The organism is Labrenzia sp. THAF191a, from assembly GCF_009363335.1.
Taxonomy (GTDB): domain Bacteria; phylum Pseudomonadota; class Alphaproteobacteria; order Rhizobiales; family Stappiaceae; genus Roseibium; species Roseibium algicola.
Map to the genome: position 1 here is coordinate 1,428,935 of NZ_CP045333.1, position 18,003 is coordinate 1,446,937.

The window sequence follows — 18,003 nt, forward strand, 5'->3', positions numbered from 1 at the left end:
TACCCCGGCTCAGCCGAGGCCGAGAAACGACAGGATGGCAACAACCACGACGACAAGTCCGACGAGATAGATAATGTTGTGCATGTTCAATTCCTTACCAGAAACGGAAAAGGGCCGGACGCTGGGTGAACGGTAGGGGGCGGCCGTTCGTGGCGGGGGCTTGCGTCCGGCCCAAACTGTTGGAGATCGTCTGCCGGGGGCGCGGCAGAGTTACCGGGGCTAGGTTAGACCAGTCCGATGAAGGACAGGATCGCGCCGACAACGACGACGAGACCGACCAGATAGATGATACCGTTCATGCCTCTCTCCTTTCGTTGGAGAGAGAACTCGTCAAACAGGAAATGGTTCCGAGGAATCGAACAGGGAGCGAAAATTCAGCTTCCCGGTTGCCAGTCTTCCGGTGCCATGACGAAGCCTTCGAACTGAAATCCGGGGGCAACCGTACAGCCGACCAGGGTCCATGCGCCGAGCGAGCGGGCCTGCTGCCAGCCGTCACGGGGAACGATGCCCTGGGGGCGTTCGCCGGCCAGAAGGTCGTTGCCCAGGGTAATCACCTCCCGGGTGGTGCCGTCGGTGCTGATGGAAAGTTCCAGCGGGCTGCCGGCGTACCAGTGCCAGGTCTCGACCGCGTCAACCTTGTGCCAGCGGGAGAGAACGCCTTCGGGAAGCAGGAAATAGATCAGGGTGGATGCAGCCCGGCCACCATCATCGGTGACGCTGTCGCGGAAGGTCTCGGCATAAAAGCCACCTTCCGGGTGCGGTTGCATGTCGAGAAGGTCGACGATCTTTTCGGTGGTCAGGCTGGCAGTAGAAGTCATGAAAAGTCCCGGCTGGATCAACTGGATTTCCGGGACGGGATCGCTCAGGAGGATTTCGACCCGGTGCAGAAAGCCAGATCATCAATGGTTTCGCGCAGGGCCGCAACCACTTCCTCGTAAAGGAGCTGCATGTCCAGCCTGTGTCCGCCGCCCAGATGACCCGGTATCGGTTCGGCCTGGCCGACGATGCGGCTGACCACGTCCCGTGCGCGCTGCTCCGCGGAGCGTGTCAAATGGTCTTCGGAACTCGCAGGTGTCATGGTGTGTGCCCCTTCATGATCACGATAGCGTGCATATGGGGGCAACCAGCCGTTGTTTTAAGCCTTCCGGCCAAGAAAAACCGGAAGGCGGCGCAAGATTTCTGCTGCGGGTCCTATAGGTATGATCAAGCGTTGTCCTTGCGGATGCGGATCTCGGAAAAGACTTCGGCAGCGCTTTTGCCTTCCATGCCGAGAGCAGCGGCGACAGAAGCTTCACCTGCACGCAGGAACGGGTTCGTTGCTTTCTCTTTCGCCATGGTCGTCGGCAATGTCGCGGCGCCTTTCTCGCGCAGCGCGGCAACTTCGTCTGCCCGTGCCTTCAGATCGGTGTTGTCCGGGTCGATGGTCAGGGCGAAGCGCGCGTTGGCCTGCGTGTATTCATGGCCGCAGTAGATGGTGGTGTCATCGGGCAGCTGGCGCATCAGTTTGGCAAGCGACGACCACATCATGTCCCTGTCGCCCTCGAACACACGGCCGCACCCGAGCGAAAACAGAGTGTCGCCGGTGTGGGCCACCTTGATGGAGGCGATGTGCCAGGAGATCTGATCCAGCGTGTGGCCCGGGGTCGAGATTGCCTTGATCTCGTAAGGTCCGCACCGGACGTCGTCGCCGTCTTCCACGGTGCGGTCGAACTCGGCAATCTTCAGGCGCGAACGCTCGGGACCGATGACGGTCGCGCCAGTTTTCCGCTTGAGTGTGCCGAGACCCTGGACATGGTCCCAATGGTGATGGGTGATCAGAATATGCGTCAACGCCCAGCCGGTCTGCTCCAGCGCCTTTTCGTAGGCATCGGCGTCGGGCACGTCGACGGCAATGGTCGTTCCACTGTCAGTGTCGTGAATCAGCACGCCGAAATTGTCGTCGAGACAGGTAAACTGGTGAATTTCGGTGGTGTCGCTCAAGGCCATGAAACGGCTCCCTGCTGAGATCTGTTGGTTGAGATGCAGACTGGCAAAGTCAGGCGCCAAGGGCAAGGCAAGAGATCTTGCGCTCTCCCGCCGTTCCATGTTCAATCGCCGCGACCCTTCTTGACCGAGCAAGGCTGAATGTATCTCGACGTCGTTCATTTGCGCGCTTTTTACGATTTGCCACTCGGCAGGCTGCTTCGCAGCCTGATCGGCGCGCCTATCCGCAAGATGTGGCCGGACCTTACCGGCCAGGCTCTGCTCGGTATCGGTTACGCGGGCCCGTTCATGCGGCCCTACCTCGACACGGTTGACCGGGCGATTGCCGCCATGCCCGCCCCTCAGGGTGCGGTTCACTGGCCGCGCGAGCGGGAAAGCGCCTGTGCGCTGGTGGAAGACCAGGACCTGCCGTTTCCCGATGCCTATTTCGACCGGGTGATGCTGGTACACGCTCTCGACCATTGTTCGGACCCTGCGGCGGTTCTCAGGGAAGCCTGGCGGGTGCTGGTGCCGGGCGGGCGACTGATTGCCGTCGTGCCGAACCGGCGCGGCCTGTGGGCACAGTCGGAACTTTCCCCCTTCGGCTATGGCCGGCCTTATTCGGGCAGTCAGCTCAAGGATCTTCTGAAGAGCTGCCAGTTCAACGTGACCGAGGACAAGGAAGCCCTCTTCATGCCGCCCTCGCGCGCCCGCACCATCCTGCGTGCGGCCCGCACCTGGGAAGGCATCGGCCGCCGCATCTGGCCCGCCTTTGGCGGTGTTCTGATCATGGAAGCGGAAAAGGTCGTGTTCCAGAGCCTGCCCGTCGACGGCAAGAAAAGCCGCTTCCGCGTTCTGCGGCCTGTCTTCATTCCCGAAGGCGTTGCGACAGGACTGAAGCCTGTCAGGTCCGTGCATCGGGCGGAGACGGGCGACTGCTAACAGCCTCTGAGCCGTCATTCCGGACTAGCGCTGCAGAAGGCTGCGCGACGATCCGGAATCCAGCACGCCAGTGTGAGCGCAGCGAACTCGATAGGGTTTTATCGGTGCGCTAATCGCGCGAAATATGTCTGGGTTCCGGATCTGCGTTCGGCTTCGCCTTCCTTGTCCGGAATGACGGCCGAAGGGTATCGAACCAGCTTACCGCTTCAGCAGGAACACGGCCTGTTCGGCAACGATGTTCCACACCCACCAGGGGGCGTTGACCGGGATCTTGTTGCCCCGGCCGCTGAGGGCGATGGCCTTTTCGACATTCGCGTCCAGTTCCCGGCAGAGTTCGACGAAATCCCGCAGGGAACAGAAGTGGATGTTCGGGGTGTCGTACCATTCGTAGGGCAGGTACTTGGTCACCGGCATGCGCCCGCGGAACATGAGCTGGGCCCGGTTGCGCCAGTGGGCGAAGTTCGGGATCGAGATCACGACCTGATTGCCGATGCGCAGGAGCTCGCTGACGACCTTTTTCGGTTCGCGGGTCGCCTGCAGGGTCTGGCTCAGGATGACGACGTCGAAGGCCCCGTCCGGATAGTCGGACAGGTCCTGGTCGGCATCGCCCTGGATCACCGACAGGCCGCGGGCAACGCAGCGGTTGACGCCTTCCTGGGACAGTTCGATGCCGCGTCCGTCCACCTGACGTTCGCGCACCAGAAGGTCGAGCAGCTCACCGTCGGCGGACCCGATGTCGAGCACGCGGGCATTGTGCGGTACCAGCGAGGCGACAACCTTGTGGTCGCCGCGCACGTCTCCGCTCTTGGTCTGTCTTGGAGCCAGGTTCACGGGATCAGGCCTCCTCGCCGGGGGCGGGCAGGCCGCGGGCGTGTGCTGCGCCGGTGACGAAGCCGGAAATCGTCTGGAACATCTCCGGCACGTCCAGCAGGAACGAGTCGTGGCCGCGGTCGCTTTCGATCTCGACAAAGGAGACGTTGGCCGCCGCCGCATTGAGCGCCTTGACCACGCGCCGGCTTTCGGACGTGGGGAACAGCCAGTCGGATGTGAACGACATGACGCAGAAACGCGTTTTCGTTCCCTTGAAGGCGTTCGCCAGAGAGCCGCCGAACTGATGCGCCAGGTCGAAATAGTCCATCGCCCGGGTGACATAGAGATAGGAATTGGCGTCGAACCGGTCGACGAAGGTCATGCCCTGGTGGCGCAGATAGCTCTCGATCTGGAAATCCGCGTCGAAACCAAAGGTGACATTGTCCCGGTCCTGCAGGTTGCGGCCGAATTTCTGGTGCAGGGACTCGTCGGACATGTAGGTGACATGTGCCGCCATGCGGGCAACCGCCAGGCCCTTTGTCGGCCTTTGTCCTTCCTGCAGGTAACTCCCGGCACACCAGTTCGGGTCGGCCATGATTGCCTGCCGGCCGACTTCGTGGAAGGCGATGTTCTGGGACGTGTGCCGCGCTGCCGCGGCAATCGGTACGGCCGAGAACACGCGCTCGGGATAGCTGGCTGCCCACTGCAGCACCTGCATGCCGCCCATGGAGCCGCCGATGACCGCAAACAGCGTGTCGATGCCAAGATGATCGACAAGGCGCGCCTGTGCCCGGACCATGTCGCGAATGGTGATGACAGGCAGTGCAAGGCCGTAGGGCTGCCCTGTCTCCGGGTTGATGGAGGCAGGTCCTGTGGTGCCGAGGCAGCCGCCGAGGACGTTGGAACAGATAACGAAATAATGATTGGTGTCGACCGGCTTGCCGGGGCCGACCATCTGGCTCCACCAGCCGGGCTTGCCCGTCACGGGATTGGTGGAGGCCACATACTGGTCGCCCGTGAGGGCGTGACACACGATGACGGCGTTGGACTTGTCCGCGTTGAGCTCGCCATAGGTTTCATACGCAATCTGCCAGGGGCCAAGCTTTACGCCGGCATCGAGCTCCAGCGGTTCTTCCGCGGGAAAGCGCGCAAGTTTGCTCGAGGGCGAAACCGCTTCGCTTGCCTTCAGATCCTCCGGGGTGGCTGGACGTGATGTGTCTGCGGACATGGCTCTAAAGAATTATCTGTTGTCCCGGGCGGGAATTTTTCAGGCCGGTTGAGCGGGCCACGGTCCGCCACCGGGAAACGGCAGGCACCCGGCAGAACGGCCAGACTGGCGACCTAGCCGTGCCGGAACGCCTGAGTCAATGTTTTCTTTTGCCTTTGGGCAATCACATGCCTATGACTATGCGCCGCTGAACCCAAACGAAGGCCGGAGCCACCTCATGTCTCACTTGCCGGACAGCGGGCTGTCGCTGGACGACCTCAGGACACGGGTCGACGAGATCGATGCACGCATCCACACCGCCCTGATGGAACGCGCCCAGGCCGAAGCCGGTATCCAGGCTGCCGGCCGCGCCGCGGGAGCTGCACCCGCCCTGTTTCAACCCGAACGTGACGCCGACCTGATGCGCCAGATGGTGGAGCGCCACCAGGGCGACCTGCCGCTGGCAACCGTCGAACACATCTGGCGTGATCTCATCTGTGCCTGCACCAGCCTGCAGGCAGACACCGCCGTCCATCTGGACGGCAGCGCCGATCTGATCGAGATGCTCGACCTGGCGCGTTTCTATTTCGGTTTTTCCGTGGAGCTGGTGCCGGGAAGCGATGCGGCCGATGTTGTCGGCGCCGTGACGGCGTCAGCCGGTGACCTGGGCCTTGTGGCGCTTATCGACCGGGCGGAGCTGCCCTGGTGGCGCGGCCTCAGCGAATCCGGCGCACTGGTGCGGGCGCGGCTGCCCTTCGTCATTCTGGACGAGCGTCCCGCCGACCTGCCGGCGCTGGTGCTGGCCAAGGCCGACAGCATGATCGACAACGCCGATATTGCGGTTTATGACGCCCGCTGGTCGGATCTTCTGCCGGGCAACCTGATGGACGAAGGCATTGAAGTGCTCAGTTTCTTCCGGTCCGCCGCCGGTGTCGACGCGCTGCTTGCGATTTCCGGCGAGCTGACGGAAGAGGATGTGCGCGCCGCCTGCCTCGCCGCAGGCGCCGCACCGGAAGTTTTAAGGCGTGTCGGCGGCTATGCCGCGCCGATCGACGGCAATGGCGACCCGGACGACACATTTGCTGCCGAGGACGAGGAGCCTCAGGGATGAACGAGATGACGACAGTGACTGAAGCCGGCAAGGCAACCGCAAACCGTCCGCAGCCGCGGCCGGGCGTTCTGGATATTGCGCCTTATGTTCCCGGCAAGTCCAAGGGCAGCCACGGCAAGACCGTTCACAAGCTTTCGTCCAACGAAACACCGCTCGGCACCAGCGATGCTGCCCGCGCGGCCATTGAAGCCGTGGCGCGGAACCTGGAACTTTATCCGGACGGGTCCTCTGCCGAGCTGCGTGCGGCCATCGGCGAAGTCTACGGACTCAATCCGGACCGCATCATCTGCGGTGCCGGGTCCGACGAGGTTCTCAGCCTGATCGCCTACGGTTATCTTGGCCAGGGCGACGAGGCGATCTATTCCGAACACGGCTTCCTGGTCTACGACATTGCCATCCGCGCCGCCGGGGCAACGCCGGTGATTGCGCCTGAAAAGGACCTGACGACGGATGTCGATGCGATCCTGGCAAGGGTCACCGACAAGACGCGCATGGTCTTCATCGCCAACCCGAACAACCCGACCGGCACCTATCTGCCGTTCGAGGAGGTCAAGCGGCTGCATGAGGGCCTGCCGGCCAACGTCCTGCTGGTTCTGGATGCCGCCTATGCGGAATATGTCCGCCGCAACGACTATGAAAGCGGTCTCGAGCTGGCAGCGACGTCCGACAACGTCATCATGACGCGGACCTTCTCCAAGATTTACGGCCTCGCCAATCTGCGTCTCGGCTGGGGCTTCGGTCCGGCCCAGGTGATCGATGCGCTCAACCGCATCCGGGGTCCGTTCAACGTCAACGGCATGGCGATTGCTGCCGGCATGGCCGCTGTTCGTGACCGCGATTTCGTCACGCGATCGATCGAGCACAATGACACCTGGCTACCCTGGGTGACGGCGGAGCTGGAAAAGCTCGGCCTGAAGGTGACGCCAAGCGTCGGCAACTTCGTGCTGGTTCACTTCCCCGACGAGGACGGCAAGCGCGCGGCGGATGCCGATGCCTATCTGCTGGAGCGCGGCTGTGTGCTGCGCATGGTCGGCAATTACGGGCTGCCGAACTCGATCCGCATGACGATCGGTTCGGAAGACGCCAACCGGGCCATCATTGGCCACCTGAAGGACTTCCTGGAACAGAAATAAGAACACATGACTGTTGCCCCCATTTTCGAGCGCATGGCCCTGATCGGCATCGGCCTGATCGGTTCCTCGCTCGCACAGGTCGCCCGCGAACGCGGCCTGGTCAAGGAAATCGCGATTTCCACCCGCTCTGCGGACACCCTGCAAAGGGCGGAGGAGCTGGGCCTGGGCGACAGTTATGCGCTCGACGCCGCGGTGGCGGTGGAGGGGGCCGACCTGGTGATCCTCTGCGCGCCGGTGGGTGCCAATGAGGCCATTGCCAAGTGGATTGCGCCTGCGCTGAAAAAAGGCGCGATCCTGACCGATGTCGGTTCCACCAAGGGGTCCGTCGTCGATCAGGTCAGCTCGCATGTGCCTGAAGGCGTGCATTTCATTCCGGGTCACCCGATTGCCGGGACCGAACAGTCCGGACCCGATGCCGGGTTCCCGACGCTGTTCGACCAGCGCTGGTGCATCCTGACACCTTCAGAGGACACGGATCCCGAGGCCCTCGAAAAACTCAGTACCTTCTGGCGCGCCTGCGGTTCCGACGTCGACACGATGGATGCCAGACACCACGACCTGGTGCTCGCCATCGTTTCGCATCTGCCGCATCTGATCGCCTACAACATCGTCGGCACCGCGGACGATCTGGAAACGGTCACCAAGTCGGAAGTCATCAAGTATTCGGCGTCCGGTTTCCGCGATTTCACGCGTCTGGCGGCGTCCGATCCGACCATGTGGCGGGACGTCTGCCTGCACAACAAGGACGCGATCCTGGAAATGCTGGCGCGGTTTTCCGAAGATCTTTCGGCCCTTCAGCGGGCAATCCGCTGGGGCGATGGCCAGATGCTGTTCGACCTCTTCACCCGCACCCGGGGCATCCGCCGCTCGATCATCGAGGCCGGACAGGAAACCGACGCCCCCGACTTCGGCCGTCATGCCAAGGACAAGGCCGGCGCACCGGCGGAGTGACCGCTTCCATCAGGAACCGGTCTTGCCCGGGAATTTCCCGGGTGTTGAGCACTCATTGCATTGTAGCCCCTGAGGATCGCTTGACCCTCAAGGGCTTTTTTGTCTCGTCAGTTGGTCCGGTTGACGATGAAACGGGCAAGGGCGCTCAGGATCGCCGCACGGCTGCCGTAGGGCGCGAGAAGCGTTTCGGCTTCCTCCACCAGCCGGCCGAGCTCATTGCGCGTCCTGTCGGTGCCCCAGAGTCCTACAAGTGTCGCCTTGCCGGCCTCCGCGTCCTTGCCGGTGGCCTTGCCCATTGTTTCCGCGCTGGCTTCCACGTCCAGAAGGTCGTCTGCGAGCTGGAAGGCGAGGCCGATCACTTCACCGAAACGGGTCAGCCGGTCGACATCCGCTTCCGCTGCATCCGCCAGAATGGCACCCGCCCGGCAGGCGTAGCGCAGCAGCGCACCGGTCTTCATGGATTGAAGCTGCCGGATCTCCGCTTCGGAGCGCTCGCGGTGTTCGGACTCCAGGTCGAGCATTTGCCCGCCCGCCATGCCGCCGATGCCCGACGCGCGGGCCAGTTCGCGCGATAGCCGCAGGCGCACGGCTGCATCCGCATGCACCGCCTCGCCGGTGATCACGTCAAAGGCGAGTGTCAGCAAGGCATCGCCGGCCAGGATGGCGGTCGCCTCGTCATAGGCCTTGTGCACGGTGGGCTGGCCTCGGCGAAGATCGTCGTCGTCCATGGCTGGCAGGTCGTCATGAACCAGCGAATAACAATGGATCAGTTCCAGCGCGCAGGCAGCCTGCAGAACGCCGTCATCCGCCCGTCCGAACAGATTGGCAGCCTCCATCACCAGAACCGGCCGCAGACGCTTGCCGCCGTTGAGCGCGCCGTGGCGCATGGCGGCGAGCAGCCGTGGGGGGCGCACGGTTTCATCCGGCAACGCCTGGGTGGCCAGAAGCGTTTCCAGCGTGGCCTCCACAAACTTGGCCTGGGATATCAGATGCTGGTTTGGGTCAAGGGTCACGATTGGCTCCGGGACGGATCGGCAACATTTTCAAAGTCCGGGTTTCCCTGAAACCAATTCTCTGTATCGTCAAGGCTCGAATTTCAAAAAAATGCCGGGGCTACCTGCCCGATCTTTTCAAACTGACCCATTTGGAGATTTTTCCATGAAACTGCTGTCGAGCCTTCTTCGATCCTTCATCAAGCGCGGGCGCATGCGTGTGATCGACGTCGCGGGTACCGTGCACGAATTCGGGTCGGGCGAGGACGGTCCGACAGTGACCATCCGGCTGCATGACAAGAAACTCTACCGGTCGCTTTTTCTCAATCCGGAGCTGGCCGCGGGCGAAGCCTATATGGACGGAACCCTGACGATGGAGGAAGGGTCGACCTGCTATGACTTCATGTTCCTGTTTTCCATCAACAGGGCGCCGCTTGGGGCCAATCCCGTGCAAGGCCTGTTGCGGAAGGGCTGGAAGCTCTTGCGGCGGCGCCAGCAGCAGAACAACGTCGAACGGGCAAAGTCGCAGGCGCGGCATCACTATGACCTTTCAACCGACCTCTATCGGCTGTTCATGGATGAGGGCCTCAACTACAGCTGTGCCTATTACACCTCGCCTGACGACACACTGGAACAAGCCCAGGCGGCCAAGCTGGCCCATCTGGTCGCCAAGCTGGATCTGAAGCCAGGGATGGAAGTGCTTGAAATCGGCGGCGGCTGGGGCTCACTCGCCATCCGCATGGCGCAGGCCGGTGCAAAGGTTACCTCGCTCAACGTCTCGCCAGAGCAAGTGAAGATCGCCGAGGAACGCGTGCGCGCTGCGGGTCTTGAGGACCAGGTGACATTCGTTCTGAAGGATTACCGGGAATTCGAAGGGCAATTCGACCGGATCATCTCGGTCGGCATGATGGAACATGTCGGCATCGGTCATCTCGACGAGTATTTCGGCCAGATCCGCAGATGCCTGACCGAAAAAGGCTATGCCGTCGTGCATTCCATCGGTCGCATGACGCCTCCGGGCACCACCGGTCCTTTTATTCGCAAGTATATTTTCCCCGGGGGTTACGTTCCGGCGCTGTCGGAAGTCTTTGCGTCTACCGAACGGCTTGGGTTATGGGTCTGCGATGCGGAAATCCTGCGGCTGCACTACTACTACACCATTCGCGACTGGCGCATTCGCTTTGAAGACAAGAGGGCGATTGCCGCTGATCTTTATGACGAAACTTTCTGCCGTATGTGGGAGTTTTATCTGTGTGCGGTCGAGCTGGGCTTCCTGCACGGATCCAACATGGTCTTCCAGCTCCTCCTGTCGAAGGAGAGGGATGCCGTGCCGATTGTCCGCGACTTCATTGTCGATAACGAACGGGAACTGAATGGTTAGGGTCAAACCTGCAACGGGTGGAAAGTCAGGCTCCGGGGGTGCGCCGGGGCGCCGCCGTGGCATGATCGGCCTTGTCCGCAAGCGCTTGTTGCAGCTGTTGCTGGTCCTTGTCCTGCTTCCGCCTGTTCTTACCGTTATCTATTCCGTCGTGCCGCCCATAAGCACGCTGATGATCGGGCGGTATGTCCAGTTTCTGTGGGTTGACCGGCAGTGGGTGCCGCTTGAGCAGATTTCGCCAAACCTCGTCCGGTCGGTCATTACTTCGGAAGACAGCGGCTTTTGCGAAAACGACGGCGTCGAGTGGGACGCGCTTCAGGATCAGGTCGAAGCACTGAGCGAAGGCGAGAAGCCTCGCGGCGCAAGCACCATCACGATGCAGACCGCCAAGAACCTGTTCCTGTGGGGCGAGCGGTCCTACATCCGCAAGGGGCTGGAACTGCCGCTGGCCCTGATGCTGGATGCGATACTGACCAAGAAGCGGATCCTGGAAATCTACCTCAATATTGCCGAGTGGGGCGAGGGTATCTTCGGTGCCGAAGCGGCCGCGCAGGCCTGGTTCGGCAAGAGCGCCAAGGACCTGACACGGACCGAAGCTGCCAGATTGGCGACAGCCTTGCCAAATCCACGTGGCCGGAACCCCGCCAAACCAGGTTCCGGACACCGGAAACTGGCCGGCACGAACCTGGCCCGTGTGAAGGGCGCGGGGCCGATTTTCGGCTGTGTTCTGGGGAAATAGACGAGGGTGGATAGCGCTTCGCCACCGCCTGTTCTATCCAGACCAAGAATTTTTTCTCTATGGGGTGGCAAAACGTTGGCGTTGCCTGTATAACGCCGCGCATTCCAACACGCTGCGTGACGCCACGCCCCGGGCTAACCCGGTCCGGGCCGCGCGGTTATGGACCACGGAGAAAAACAAAATGGCCGTTCCAAAGAGAAAAACCTCGCGCTCCAAGCGCGGTTTTCGCCGTTCCGCGGACGCCCTCAAGCAGCCGACTTACGTCGAGGACAAGGATTCGGGCGAACTGCGCCGTCCGCATCACGTTGACCTGAAGACCGGCATGTACCGGGGCCGTCAGATCCTTTCCGCAAAAGACGACGCATAACACCCGTATTCTTCGTGAATGCAGGTAGCGTCCGGACCGGATCGCCGCATGGCAAATCAAGATTGAGGCTGGCCTTGTTTCGACGGGCCGGCCTTTTTCTTTTCAGCGCCTTGAATTGGCTATCAAGATCGTGTCAGCTCGCTCCGATTTCCGCCCGCTTCGGGTGTCCTTGAATTCGGGAGCCGTTCATGCGCCTTTTTTCAGCCGTTCCTTTCACGCTTTTCTCGCTGCTGATCTATAACGCCCTTGCTTTCACGGTGGGCGCGGGAGAGCCCGGCTTCTGGGCGCAGCCGATGATCACCATCCAGATGGTTTCCGGCGCAACCTTCGAGCTTCTGACGAGCGATCTGCTCATCACCGTCGGGCTGTTGTTCCTGTTCATCGAAATTCTGAAGGCGACCCGCATCGGCACGACGGCCCTGCTGGACCACATGTTCTCGGTGCTGGTGTTCGTCGCCTACCTGGTGGAGTTCCTGGTGCTGCAGCCCGCGGCGACGTCGCTGTTCTTCATCCTCATGGCGATCTCGCTGATCGACGTGATCGCCGGGTTCTCGATTTCCATCACCGGCGCACGGCGGGACGTTTCCTTCGGCCACGGGGACGTGCACTAAGACTGCTTGCCGGCCGACCGCCGCTATTTCGGACAAGTGTGACGCCGCCGAGTGCAGAACCGGCACGCGGAATTCCTTTGCGTTTTAGCGCTTCGCTGCACTTGTCCTAACTAACGGAGCAGGACAGGACCGAAGGGGTCAGGCGTCCTTGCCGTCTTCGACGATCGCGTGTTTCTGGATCAGCGGCAGCTGGGTCAGGGTGAAGACAAGGGTGATCGGCATGATGCCGAAGACCTTGAAGCTGACCCAGAAATCGGTCGAGAAGCTGCGCCAGACGATCTCGTTGATCGCGGCAAGCACGAAGAAGAAGACGCCCCAGCGGAATGTCAGCTTGCGCCAGCCTTCGTCCGTCAGCCGGAAGGCGCTGTCGAAGACGTAGCCGAGCAGCGCCTTGCCGAACAGCAATCCGCCCAGCAGAACCGTGCCGAACAGGCAGTTGACGATGGTCGGCTTCAGCTTGATGAACAGTTCGTCGTGCAGCCACAGCGTCAGGGCGCCGAAAACCAGAACCACCGCGCCGGACACCAGCGGCATGATCGGCAGGCGCTTCGTCAGCCACAGCGACACGACCAGCGAGATGCTGATGGCCACCATGAAGGCGGCGGTTGCCAGGAAGATAGGCTTGCCGACCTGTTGCAGCACCGGAAAGGCCGCCGCGATCTGTTCGCCGCGGGCATTGAACAGGAAGAACACGCCGAGCGGTCCCAATTCCAGCGCCAGCTTCAGGAGCGGGGAAAGTTCCTTGCGGGTGGGGTCGTTCGGGGCGTGTTCGAATTCCATGTTTTTCCGTTATCCTGTTCAGGAAGTCTGCTTCCGGACATAGGTGATGGAGGGTGCCAGGGTCAAGGACCCCGGTCCGATTCGGAAAATAGAGCCGGAAATTTTCAGGGCCAGTAGAGAGACGCCGGGAAGCGTGAAGATGAAACGTTGGATGTTGTGCCTCGCGGTCACCTTGCTGTTTACGGTCTCTGCCTTGGCGGCGATGCCTGTTCGCTGGGACCAGCTCAAGGATCCTGAGGCTGCGGCCTATGAGGACCCCTTTGCCGCGCTCAGCGGCACAGAGCTGCGGTCGCTGGGTATGGTGCTGCGGCTTCGCCAGCAGTTGGACGAGCTGGCTGCGACGGACGCGGACCGTTCAACGCTGAAACGTCGTCTTCAGCAGGAAGAAGCCCGGCTTGCAGCGGCCGGCGTGCCGACGGACAAATTGCTGTCGCAACGCTTCGAGGTTGCGAAGAAACGGGCTGCTGCGTCGCTTGCCGGCAACAAGGCTCTGGCCGGGAGGGACATCGAGATTACCGGGTATGTGATCCCCGTGCAGGAACCCGGCAGCGATGAGGTAATCGCCGGCTATCTGGTTCCCGAGCAGGGCATGTGCAGCCACATGCCGGCGCCTGACCCCAACCAGATGATCCGTTACCGGCTGTCGACAGGCTGGCGGGCGGAGTATGTCTATGAACCGGTCCGGCTCACCGGGCGCCTGTCCTTGAAAACAACCCGCCAGGAAATCACGCTTCTGGACGGTCAGGTCGACATGATTGCAGCCTTCGAGATGAAAGTCACAGGCGCTCAAAGCCTGGGTGAGGAGACCACCCCGGACCCGATGAGCCGGATCTGGAAATTCTTCAAAGGCCCGGTGCCTGAGAACTCCTGGAAGCACCCATAAAAAAGGCGCCGCAACGGGCGCCTTTTCCTGTGATTGAGCCTTTGGGCTCAGCCGTTGGCGATGTACTGGCCGCCGTTGATGGTCATCACCGCGCCGGTCATGAAGGCGGCGGCGTCGGACGCCAGGTAGACCACCGTCTGGGCGATTTCTTCCGGATGGCCGAGGCGGCCGACCGGGATGCCGGAGATGATCGACTGCAGCACTTTTTCCGGCATGGCGGCAACCATGTCGGTGTTGATGTAACCCGGGCAGACGCAGTTGACGGTGATGCCCTTGAAGGCGTTTTCCTGCGCCAGTGCCTTGGTGAAGCCAATCACGCCGGCCTTGGCCGCGGAATAGTTCGCCTGGCCCATCTGGCCCTTCTGGCCATTGATGGAAGAGATGTTGATGATGCGGCCCGAAGACCGTTCCCGCATGCCGTTGATCACCGGCTTGGTCATGGTGAACATGGAATCGAGGTTCGTCGACAGCACTTCGCGCCACTGTTCGAAGCTCATCTTGTGGAACATGCCGTCGCGGGTGATGCCCGCATTGTTGACCAGCACTTCAACCGGACCCAGTTCGCTTTCCACCTGGGCAATGCCTGCCGCGCAGGCGTCAGGATCGGAAACGTCCCACTTGAAAACGTGGATACCGGTCTCGGCCTTGAAGGCTTCGGCCTTTTCGGTGTTGCCGGCATATGTGGCCGCCACGGTGTAGCCTGCGTCTTTCAGACCTCGCGAAATTGCTTCGCCGATACCGCGCGTACCACCCGTGACCAATGCGACCTTGCTCATTCCCCTTCCTCCTGACTTCCAGTTCCGGGCCCTTTGGGCTCTCTGACATCAATTCAGTCTTGTTTGCTGTTCCCGATCATGGCCGGAGGCCCGGCCATGATCCTTCTTTGCCTTTGCGGCTTAGCGCTCCAGGCACATGGCGACACCCATGCCGCCGCCGATGCACAGTGTTGCAAGGCCTTTCTTGGCGTCGCGGCGGTTCATTTCGTGCAGCAGGGTGGTCAGGATGCGAGCCCCGGACGCACCGATCGGGTGGCCGATGGCAATCGCACCGCCGTTGACGTTGACGATGTCCGGGTTCCAGCCCATGTCCTTGTTGACCGCGCAAGCCTGAGCGGCGAAGGCTTCGTTGGCTTCCACGAGATCGAGGTCGGCAGCGGACCAGCCGGCTTTTTCAAGTGCCTTGCGCGATGCCGGGATCGGGCCGGAGCCCATGATTGCCGGATCGACACCCGCAGTGGCCCAGGAGGCGATGCGGGCGAGCGGCTTCAGGCCGCGCTTTTCGGCTTCGGCGGCGCTCATCACCAGAATGGCGGCTGCACCGTCGTTGATGCCGGAGGCGTTGGCGGCGGTCACGGAACCGTCCTTGGTGAAGGCCGGGCGCAGCTTGGCGACGCTTTCCAGCGTGGCGCCGTGACGGATATATTCGTCATCGGCAACGACGCGCTCTCCCTTGCGTTCCTGCAAGGTTACCGCGGTGATCTCGTCCTTGAACTTGCCGGCCTTCTGGGCAGCTTCCGCCTTGTTCTGGGAAGCAACTGCGAACTCGTCCTGCTGGTCGCGGTTGATCTGCCACTTTTCGGCGACGTTCTCGGCGGTCTGGCCCATGTGGTAGCCGTTGAAGGCATCCCAAAGGCCGTCCTTGATCATGGTGTCGATCATCTTGTAGTCGCCCATCTTGTAGCCGGCGCGCATGTGGGCGCAGTGCGGCGACAGCGACATGTTTTCCTGGCCGCCTGCCATCATGATGGTGGCGTCGCCGGAGATGATCTGCTGCGCTGCAATGGCAACGGTGCGAAGACCGGAACCGCAGACCTGGTTGAGCGTCCAGGCCGTCGCACTATCGGCAATGCCTGCCTTGATGGCAGCCTGACGCGCCGGGTTCTGGCCCTGACCGGCCGTCAGAACCTGACCAAACACGACTTCGTCGATGTCGCCGCCTTCGACGCCGGCCTGTTCCATGGCCGCCTTCATGACAATGGCACCGAGGTCATGCGCCGGGGTGTTGGCAAAGGCGCCATTGAACGACCCCACGGGCGTGCGGGTCGCACTGACAATGACGATATCGGTGAAAGCGCTCATCATACTCTCCAGACTTGAGGCCAATTGACCGTAGTGGACTGGTGCCGCAGGGGCACCTGTCGATGCTTATTATGCATGGACTAGAAACTGCGCTGAGATTTGTGTCAACCGTAACACTCCGTATCGAAGGCCTGTTTTCGCATTTGCGGTATAATCCTTTCGTCAGCGCACATAAAAAGGCTGGCACGATCCGATACGATTGGCTTAGTCTCTTACACGGAGGAGATGACAGGCCTGCGAAAGCCTTGTCGTCAAATGGGAAACTAGCCACAAGGCTGATAGGCGGAATTCACGGATGGCCAAGACCAACGAGCCGACAATCATCAAGAAATACGCCAACCGGCGCCTGTACAATACGGGCACCAGCACCTACGTCACGCTTGAGGACCTGGCGGTGATGGTGAAGGGGGAGGAGGACTTTGTCGTCTATGACGCGAAGTCCGGTGAGGATATTACCCGGTCGGTCCTGACCCAGATTATTTTCGAACAGGAAGGCAAGGGGCAGAATCTTCTGCCGGTCACGTTCCTGCGCCAGTTGATCCGTTTTTACGGCGACAGCATGCAGGGCCTCGTGCCGAGCTTCCTGGAATATTCCATGACCTCGCTCACCAAGGAGCAGGAAAAGCTGCGTTCGCAAATGAGCGAAGCTTTCGGCGCAACGGCGTTCGAGGCCATCGAGGACCAGGTCAAGCGCAACACCGAGATGTTCGAGCGGGCCATGAAGATGTTCATGCCCTTTCCGGCCGCAGGGGGAGATCCGGCTGCGACTGCCAACCCGGCGAGCCAGGCCAAGCCGGCAAAGTCCGGCGGGAACGATCTCGATGACATGAAGCGCCAGCTGGAAGACATGCAGAAAAAGATCAACCAGCTCAGCGAAAAGTCCTGAGGCGTTTACGCGACCTGCAATGAGCCGTGATCTGGACCGCATGAACGTCGCCATCATTGCGCTTGGCGATGATCCCGTGTTGCTGAAAATCCTCGAGACGTGGTTCGTCGAGGAATGGGCCGACTGGTATGGCCCGGGGGAACCCGGCGATGCGCGGGAAGATCTGGAAAGGTGCCTTCTGCCAAATGCTCGCCTGCCGCGCTGTCTGGTCGCGCTGGACCGAGATGGCAGGCCGTTGGGAACGGTCTCCCTGCGCGACACCTCGCCGGGGTCGGACCTTTATCCCGGCGCCTGGCTGACCGCATTGCTTGTCCATCGCGATTTCCGGAAAGCAGGTGTCGGCATCAAGCTGATCGCTGCCGCAGAACGGGAAGCCGCCAGGATCGGATTTCCGGAAATTCTGACCGCAACGGCAACGGCCGGGTCGCTCGTCCTCAGGCGGAATTGGCAGCAGGTCAAAACACTGCAATCGGCTTCGGGGCCGTTGGATATCTATCGCAAGGCCCTGGGGTCGGTCTGAACGGGCGTCAGCCCGGACCGCCGTCAAAATAAAGCCTCATCCCGAAGAGCGAGCTCACTCGAGTCTCGAAGGATGGGCCGCTTGCTCTTGTGTTTGCAGCCCATCCTTCGAGACGTGCCTATCGGCCCTCCTCAGGATGAGGTGAAGGGTAGGTGAGGCTTCTTGAAAGAAGGCAGATCCGGTCCTTCCCTCAGCCGCAGTCGGCAACCAGGCTTGCAGCGGCAATGCCGGCGACTGCGCAGGCTTCGTCGTTGTCGGACGTGTCGCCGGTAATGCCGACAGCGCCAAGGGTTTCGCCTTCGTCGTTCTTCACCAGAACGCCGCCGGGCACCGGTACGATGGCACCGCCGGAAACGCCGTTCAGAGCGTTGACGAAATGCGGACGGGACTCTGCATTGGCGTTCAGCCATCTGGTGCCGGTGCCGACTGCGAGTGCACCGATCGCTTTGCCCGTGGCGATCTGCGGACGCATGATCGAGGATCCGTCCTGCCGCTTGAGCAGGATGGCATGACCACCCGCATCGAGGACAGCAACGGTAAGCGGTTTCAGATTCAGCTCGGCTGCTTTTTCAAAAGCGGCGGAAATGATGGTCTCTGCCGTTGATAATGTCAGTTTGCGCATTTTCCCACTTCTCCTTAAGGTGCTGACCGCG

21 protein-coding genes are annotated in these 18,003 nt (G+C 61.5%); 11 read left to right on the forward strand and 10 right to left on the reverse strand.

Features of this window, described 5'->3' with window-relative positions; translation table 11 throughout:
- Positions 1-374: 374 nt before the first annotated feature.
- From FIV05_RS06605 to gloB, 3 genes are all read right to left on the reverse strand, one after another.
- Positions 375-818, reverse strand: a complete 444-nt coding sequence (locus FIV05_RS06605) for a cupin domain-containing protein (protein WP_152509068.1) — start codon at positions 816-818, stop codon at positions 375-377.
- 44 nt (positions 819-862) lie between these two features.
- Positions 863-1,078, reverse strand: a complete 216-nt coding sequence (locus FIV05_RS06610) for a hypothetical protein (RefSeq protein WP_023002583.1) — start codon at positions 1,076-1,078, stop codon at positions 863-865.
- Positions 1,079-1,203: 125 nt separating this feature from the next.
- Positions 1,204-1,986: a hydroxyacylglutathione hydrolase gene (gloB, locus tag FIV05_RS06615; RefSeq protein ID WP_152509069.1), complete on the reverse strand. Its 783-nt coding sequence runs from the start codon at positions 1,984-1,986 to the stop codon at positions 1,204-1,206.
- A gap of 138 nt (positions 1,987-2,124) precedes the next feature.
- On the opposite strand from gloB, the gene FIV05_RS06620 reads away from it, so the two are divergent.
- The gene (locus FIV05_RS06620) at positions 2,125-2,904 is read left to right on the forward strand and encodes a class I SAM-dependent methyltransferase (RefSeq protein WP_152509070.1); all 780 of its coding nucleotides are present in this window, start codon (positions 2,125-2,127) and stop codon (positions 2,902-2,904) included.
- 198 nt (positions 2,905-3,102) lie between these two features.
- On the opposite strand, the gene metW is transcribed toward FIV05_RS06620, so the two are convergent.
- On the reverse strand, positions 3,103-3,735 hold the full coding sequence (metW, locus tag FIV05_RS06625; RefSeq protein ID WP_152509071.1) for a methionine biosynthesis protein MetW: 633 nt from the start codon (positions 3,733-3,735) through the stop codon (positions 3,103-3,105).
- Between the two features lie 4 nt (positions 3,736-3,739).
- Positions 3,740-4,942 (reverse strand): homoserine O-acetyltransferase, encoded by a 1,203-nt coding sequence (locus FIV05_RS06630; RefSeq protein ID WP_055660107.1) that lies wholly within the window; start codon positions 4,940-4,942, stop codon positions 3,740-3,742.
- A 217-nt stretch (positions 4,943-5,159) separates the two neighbouring features.
- Between FIV05_RS06630 and FIV05_RS06635 the strand changes: the two genes are divergently transcribed.
- From FIV05_RS06635 to FIV05_RS06645, 3 genes are read left to right on the forward strand one after another with little or no spacing between them, the layout of a single operon-like run.
- On the forward strand, positions 5,160-6,032 hold the full coding sequence (locus FIV05_RS06635) for a chorismate mutase (RefSeq protein ID WP_055660523.1): 873 nt from the start codon (positions 5,160-5,162) through the stop codon (positions 6,030-6,032).
- Positions 6,029-7,165 (forward strand): histidinol-phosphate transaminase, encoded by a 1,137-nt coding sequence (gene hisC / locus FIV05_RS06640; RefSeq protein ID WP_152509072.1) that lies wholly within the window; start codon positions 6,029-6,031, stop codon positions 7,163-7,165. The genes FIV05_RS06635 and hisC overlap by 4 nt, the downstream gene beginning before the upstream one ends.
- A 6-nt stretch (positions 7,166-7,171) precedes the next feature.
- A complete protein-coding gene (locus FIV05_RS06645) occupies positions 7,172-8,116 on the forward strand; it encodes a prephenate/arogenate dehydrogenase family protein (protein ID WP_173013787.1) in 945 nt (314 codons plus the stop codon).
- A gap of 107 nt (positions 8,117-8,223) precedes the next feature.
- On the opposite strand, the gene FIV05_RS06650 is transcribed toward FIV05_RS06645, so the two are convergent.
- A complete protein-coding gene (locus FIV05_RS06650) occupies positions 8,224-9,084 on the reverse strand; it encodes a polyprenyl synthetase family protein (RefSeq protein WP_228872676.1) in 861 nt (286 codons plus the stop codon).
- Between the two features lie 190 nt (positions 9,085-9,274).
- Here FIV05_RS06650 and FIV05_RS06655 point away from each other — a divergent pair, with 190 nt between their 5' ends.
- The 4 genes from FIV05_RS06655 (at position 9,275) to FIV05_RS06670 (ending at position 12,203) form a co-directional block, all read left to right on the forward strand.
- On the forward strand, positions 9,275-10,489 hold the full coding sequence (locus FIV05_RS06655; RefSeq protein WP_152509074.1) for a cyclopropane-fatty-acyl-phospholipid synthase family protein: 1,215 nt from the start codon (positions 9,275-9,277) through the stop codon (positions 10,487-10,489).
- Positions 10,482-11,225, forward strand: a complete 744-nt coding sequence (gene mtgA, locus FIV05_RS06660; RefSeq protein WP_023002593.1) for a monofunctional biosynthetic peptidoglycan transglycosylase — start codon at positions 10,482-10,484, stop codon at positions 11,223-11,225. The genes FIV05_RS06655 and mtgA overlap by 8 nt, the downstream gene beginning before the upstream one ends.
- Before the next feature lie 181 nt (positions 11,226-11,406).
- Positions 11,407-11,592 carry a 50S ribosomal protein L32 gene (rpmF, locus tag FIV05_RS06665; protein WP_006936667.1) on the forward strand — a complete coding sequence of 62 codons (186 nt, stop codon included), beginning with the start codon at positions 11,407-11,409 and terminating at the stop codon, positions 11,590-11,592.
- Between the two features lie 188 nt (positions 11,593-11,780).
- Positions 11,781-12,203 carry a hypothetical protein gene (locus FIV05_RS06670; protein ID WP_152509075.1) on the forward strand — a complete coding sequence of 141 codons (423 nt, stop codon included), beginning with the start codon at positions 11,781-11,783 and terminating at the stop codon, positions 12,201-12,203.
- Positions 12,204-12,341: 138 nt separating this feature from the next.
- On the opposite strand, the gene FIV05_RS06675 is transcribed toward FIV05_RS06670, so the two are convergent.
- Positions 12,342-12,983 carry a septation protein A gene (locus tag FIV05_RS06675; RefSeq protein ID WP_023002595.1) on the reverse strand — a complete coding sequence of 214 codons (642 nt, stop codon included), beginning with the start codon at positions 12,981-12,983 and terminating at the stop codon, positions 12,342-12,344.
- A gap of 139 nt (positions 12,984-13,122) precedes the next feature.
- Between FIV05_RS06675 and FIV05_RS06680 the strand changes: the two genes are divergently transcribed.
- On the forward strand, positions 13,123-13,866 hold the full coding sequence (locus FIV05_RS06680; protein WP_173013788.1) for a DUF3299 domain-containing protein: 744 nt from the start codon (positions 13,123-13,125) through the stop codon (positions 13,864-13,866).
- 47 nt (positions 13,867-13,913) lie between these two features.
- Here the strand turns inward: FIV05_RS06680 and phbB are convergent, their stop codons facing one another.
- Entirely contained in the window at positions 13,914-14,642 is a 729-nt protein-coding gene (phbB, locus tag FIV05_RS06685) for an acetoacetyl-CoA reductase (protein ID WP_023002597.1), read from the reverse strand.
- 120 nt (positions 14,643-14,762) lie between these two features.
- Complete coding sequence (locus tag FIV05_RS06690) at positions 14,763-15,944, reverse strand: acetyl-CoA C-acetyltransferase (protein ID WP_031270058.1); 1,182 nt, start codon at positions 15,942-15,944, stop codon at positions 14,763-14,765.
- Positions 15,945-16,239: 295 nt separating this feature from the next.
- Here FIV05_RS06690 and phaR point away from each other — a divergent pair, with 295 nt between their 5' ends.
- Together phaR and FIV05_RS06700 are read left to right on the forward strand one after the other, a co-directional pair.
- The gene (gene phaR / locus FIV05_RS06695; protein ID WP_023002599.1) at positions 16,240-16,830 is read left to right on the forward strand and encodes a polyhydroxyalkanoate synthesis repressor PhaR; all 591 of its coding nucleotides are present in this window, start codon (positions 16,240-16,242) and stop codon (positions 16,828-16,830) included.
- A gap of 19 nt (positions 16,831-16,849) precedes the next feature.
- A complete protein-coding gene (locus FIV05_RS06700; protein ID WP_152509077.1) occupies positions 16,850-17,350 on the forward strand; it encodes a GNAT family N-acetyltransferase in 501 nt (166 codons plus the stop codon).
- 190 nt (positions 17,351-17,540) lie between these two features.
- On the opposite strand, the gene FIV05_RS06705 is transcribed toward FIV05_RS06700, so the two are convergent.
- Positions 17,541-17,972 carry a heme-binding protein gene (locus tag FIV05_RS06705; RefSeq protein ID WP_023002601.1) on the reverse strand — a complete coding sequence of 144 codons (432 nt, stop codon included), beginning with the start codon at positions 17,970-17,972 and terminating at the stop codon, positions 17,541-17,543.
- Positions 17,973-18,003: the final 31 nt, after the last annotated feature.

Coding starts and splice junctions, on each gene's coding strand:
- FIV05_RS06670 (WP_152509075.1), top strand. CDS start 11,781: ATGCGCCTTTTTTCAGCCGTTCCTTTCACGCTTTTCTCGCTGCTGATC.
- gloB (WP_152509069.1), bottom strand. CDS start 1,986: ATGGCCTTGAGCGACACCACCGAAATTCACCAGTTTACCTGTCTCGAC.
- FIV05_RS06680 (WP_173013788.1), top strand. CDS start 13,123: ATGAAACGTTGGATGTTGTGCCTCGCGGTCACCTTGCTGTTTACGGTC.
- FIV05_RS06690 (WP_031270058.1), bottom strand. CDS start 15,944: ATGAGCGCTTTCACCGATATCGTCATTGTCAGTGCGACCCGCACGCCC.
- mtgA (WP_023002593.1), top strand. CDS start 10,482: ATGGTTAGGGTCAAACCTGCAACGGGTGGAAAGTCAGGCTCCGGGGGT.
- FIV05_RS06635 (WP_055660523.1), top strand. CDS start 5,160: ATGTCTCACTTGCCGGACAGCGGGCTGTCGCTGGACGACCTCAGGACA.
- FIV05_RS06675 (WP_023002595.1), bottom strand. CDS start 12,983: ATGGAATTCGAACACGCCCCGAACGACCCCACCCGCAAGGAACTTTCC.
- FIV05_RS06655 (WP_152509074.1), top strand. CDS start 9,275: ATGAAACTGCTGTCGAGCCTTCTTCGATCCTTCATCAAGCGCGGGCGC.
- FIV05_RS06700 (WP_152509077.1), top strand. CDS start 16,850: ATGAGCCGTGATCTGGACCGCATGAACGTCGCCATCATTGCGCTTGGC.
- FIV05_RS06705 (WP_023002601.1), bottom strand. CDS start 17,972: ATGCGCAAACTGACATTATCAACGGCAGAGACCATCATTTCCGCCGCT.
- rpmF (WP_006936667.1), top strand. CDS start 11,407: ATGGCCGTTCCAAAGAGAAAAACCTCGCGCTCCAAGCGCGGTTTTCGC.
- hisC (WP_152509072.1), top strand. CDS start 6,029: ATGAACGAGATGACGACAGTGACTGAAGCCGGCAAGGCAACCGCAAAC.
- phbB (WP_023002597.1), bottom strand. CDS start 14,642: ATGAGCAAGGTCGCATTGGTCACGGGTGGTACGCGCGGTATCGGCGAA.
- FIV05_RS06610 (WP_023002583.1), bottom strand. CDS start 1,078: ATGACACCTGCGAGTTCCGAAGACCATTTGACACGCTCCGCGGAGCAG.
- FIV05_RS06645 (WP_173013787.1), top strand. CDS start 7,172: ATGACTGTTGCCCCCATTTTCGAGCGCATGGCCCTGATCGGCATCGGC.
- phaR (WP_023002599.1), top strand. CDS start 16,240: ATGGCCAAGACCAACGAGCCGACAATCATCAAGAAATACGCCAACCGG.
- FIV05_RS06620 (WP_152509070.1), top strand. CDS start 2,125: ATGTATCTCGACGTCGTTCATTTGCGCGCTTTTTACGATTTGCCACTC.
- FIV05_RS06605 (WP_152509068.1), bottom strand. CDS start 818: ATGACTTCTACTGCCAGCCTGACCACCGAAAAGATCGTCGACCTTCTC.
- FIV05_RS06630 (WP_055660107.1), bottom strand. CDS start 4,942: ATGTCCGCAGACACATCACGTCCAGCCACCCCGGAGGATCTGAAGGCA.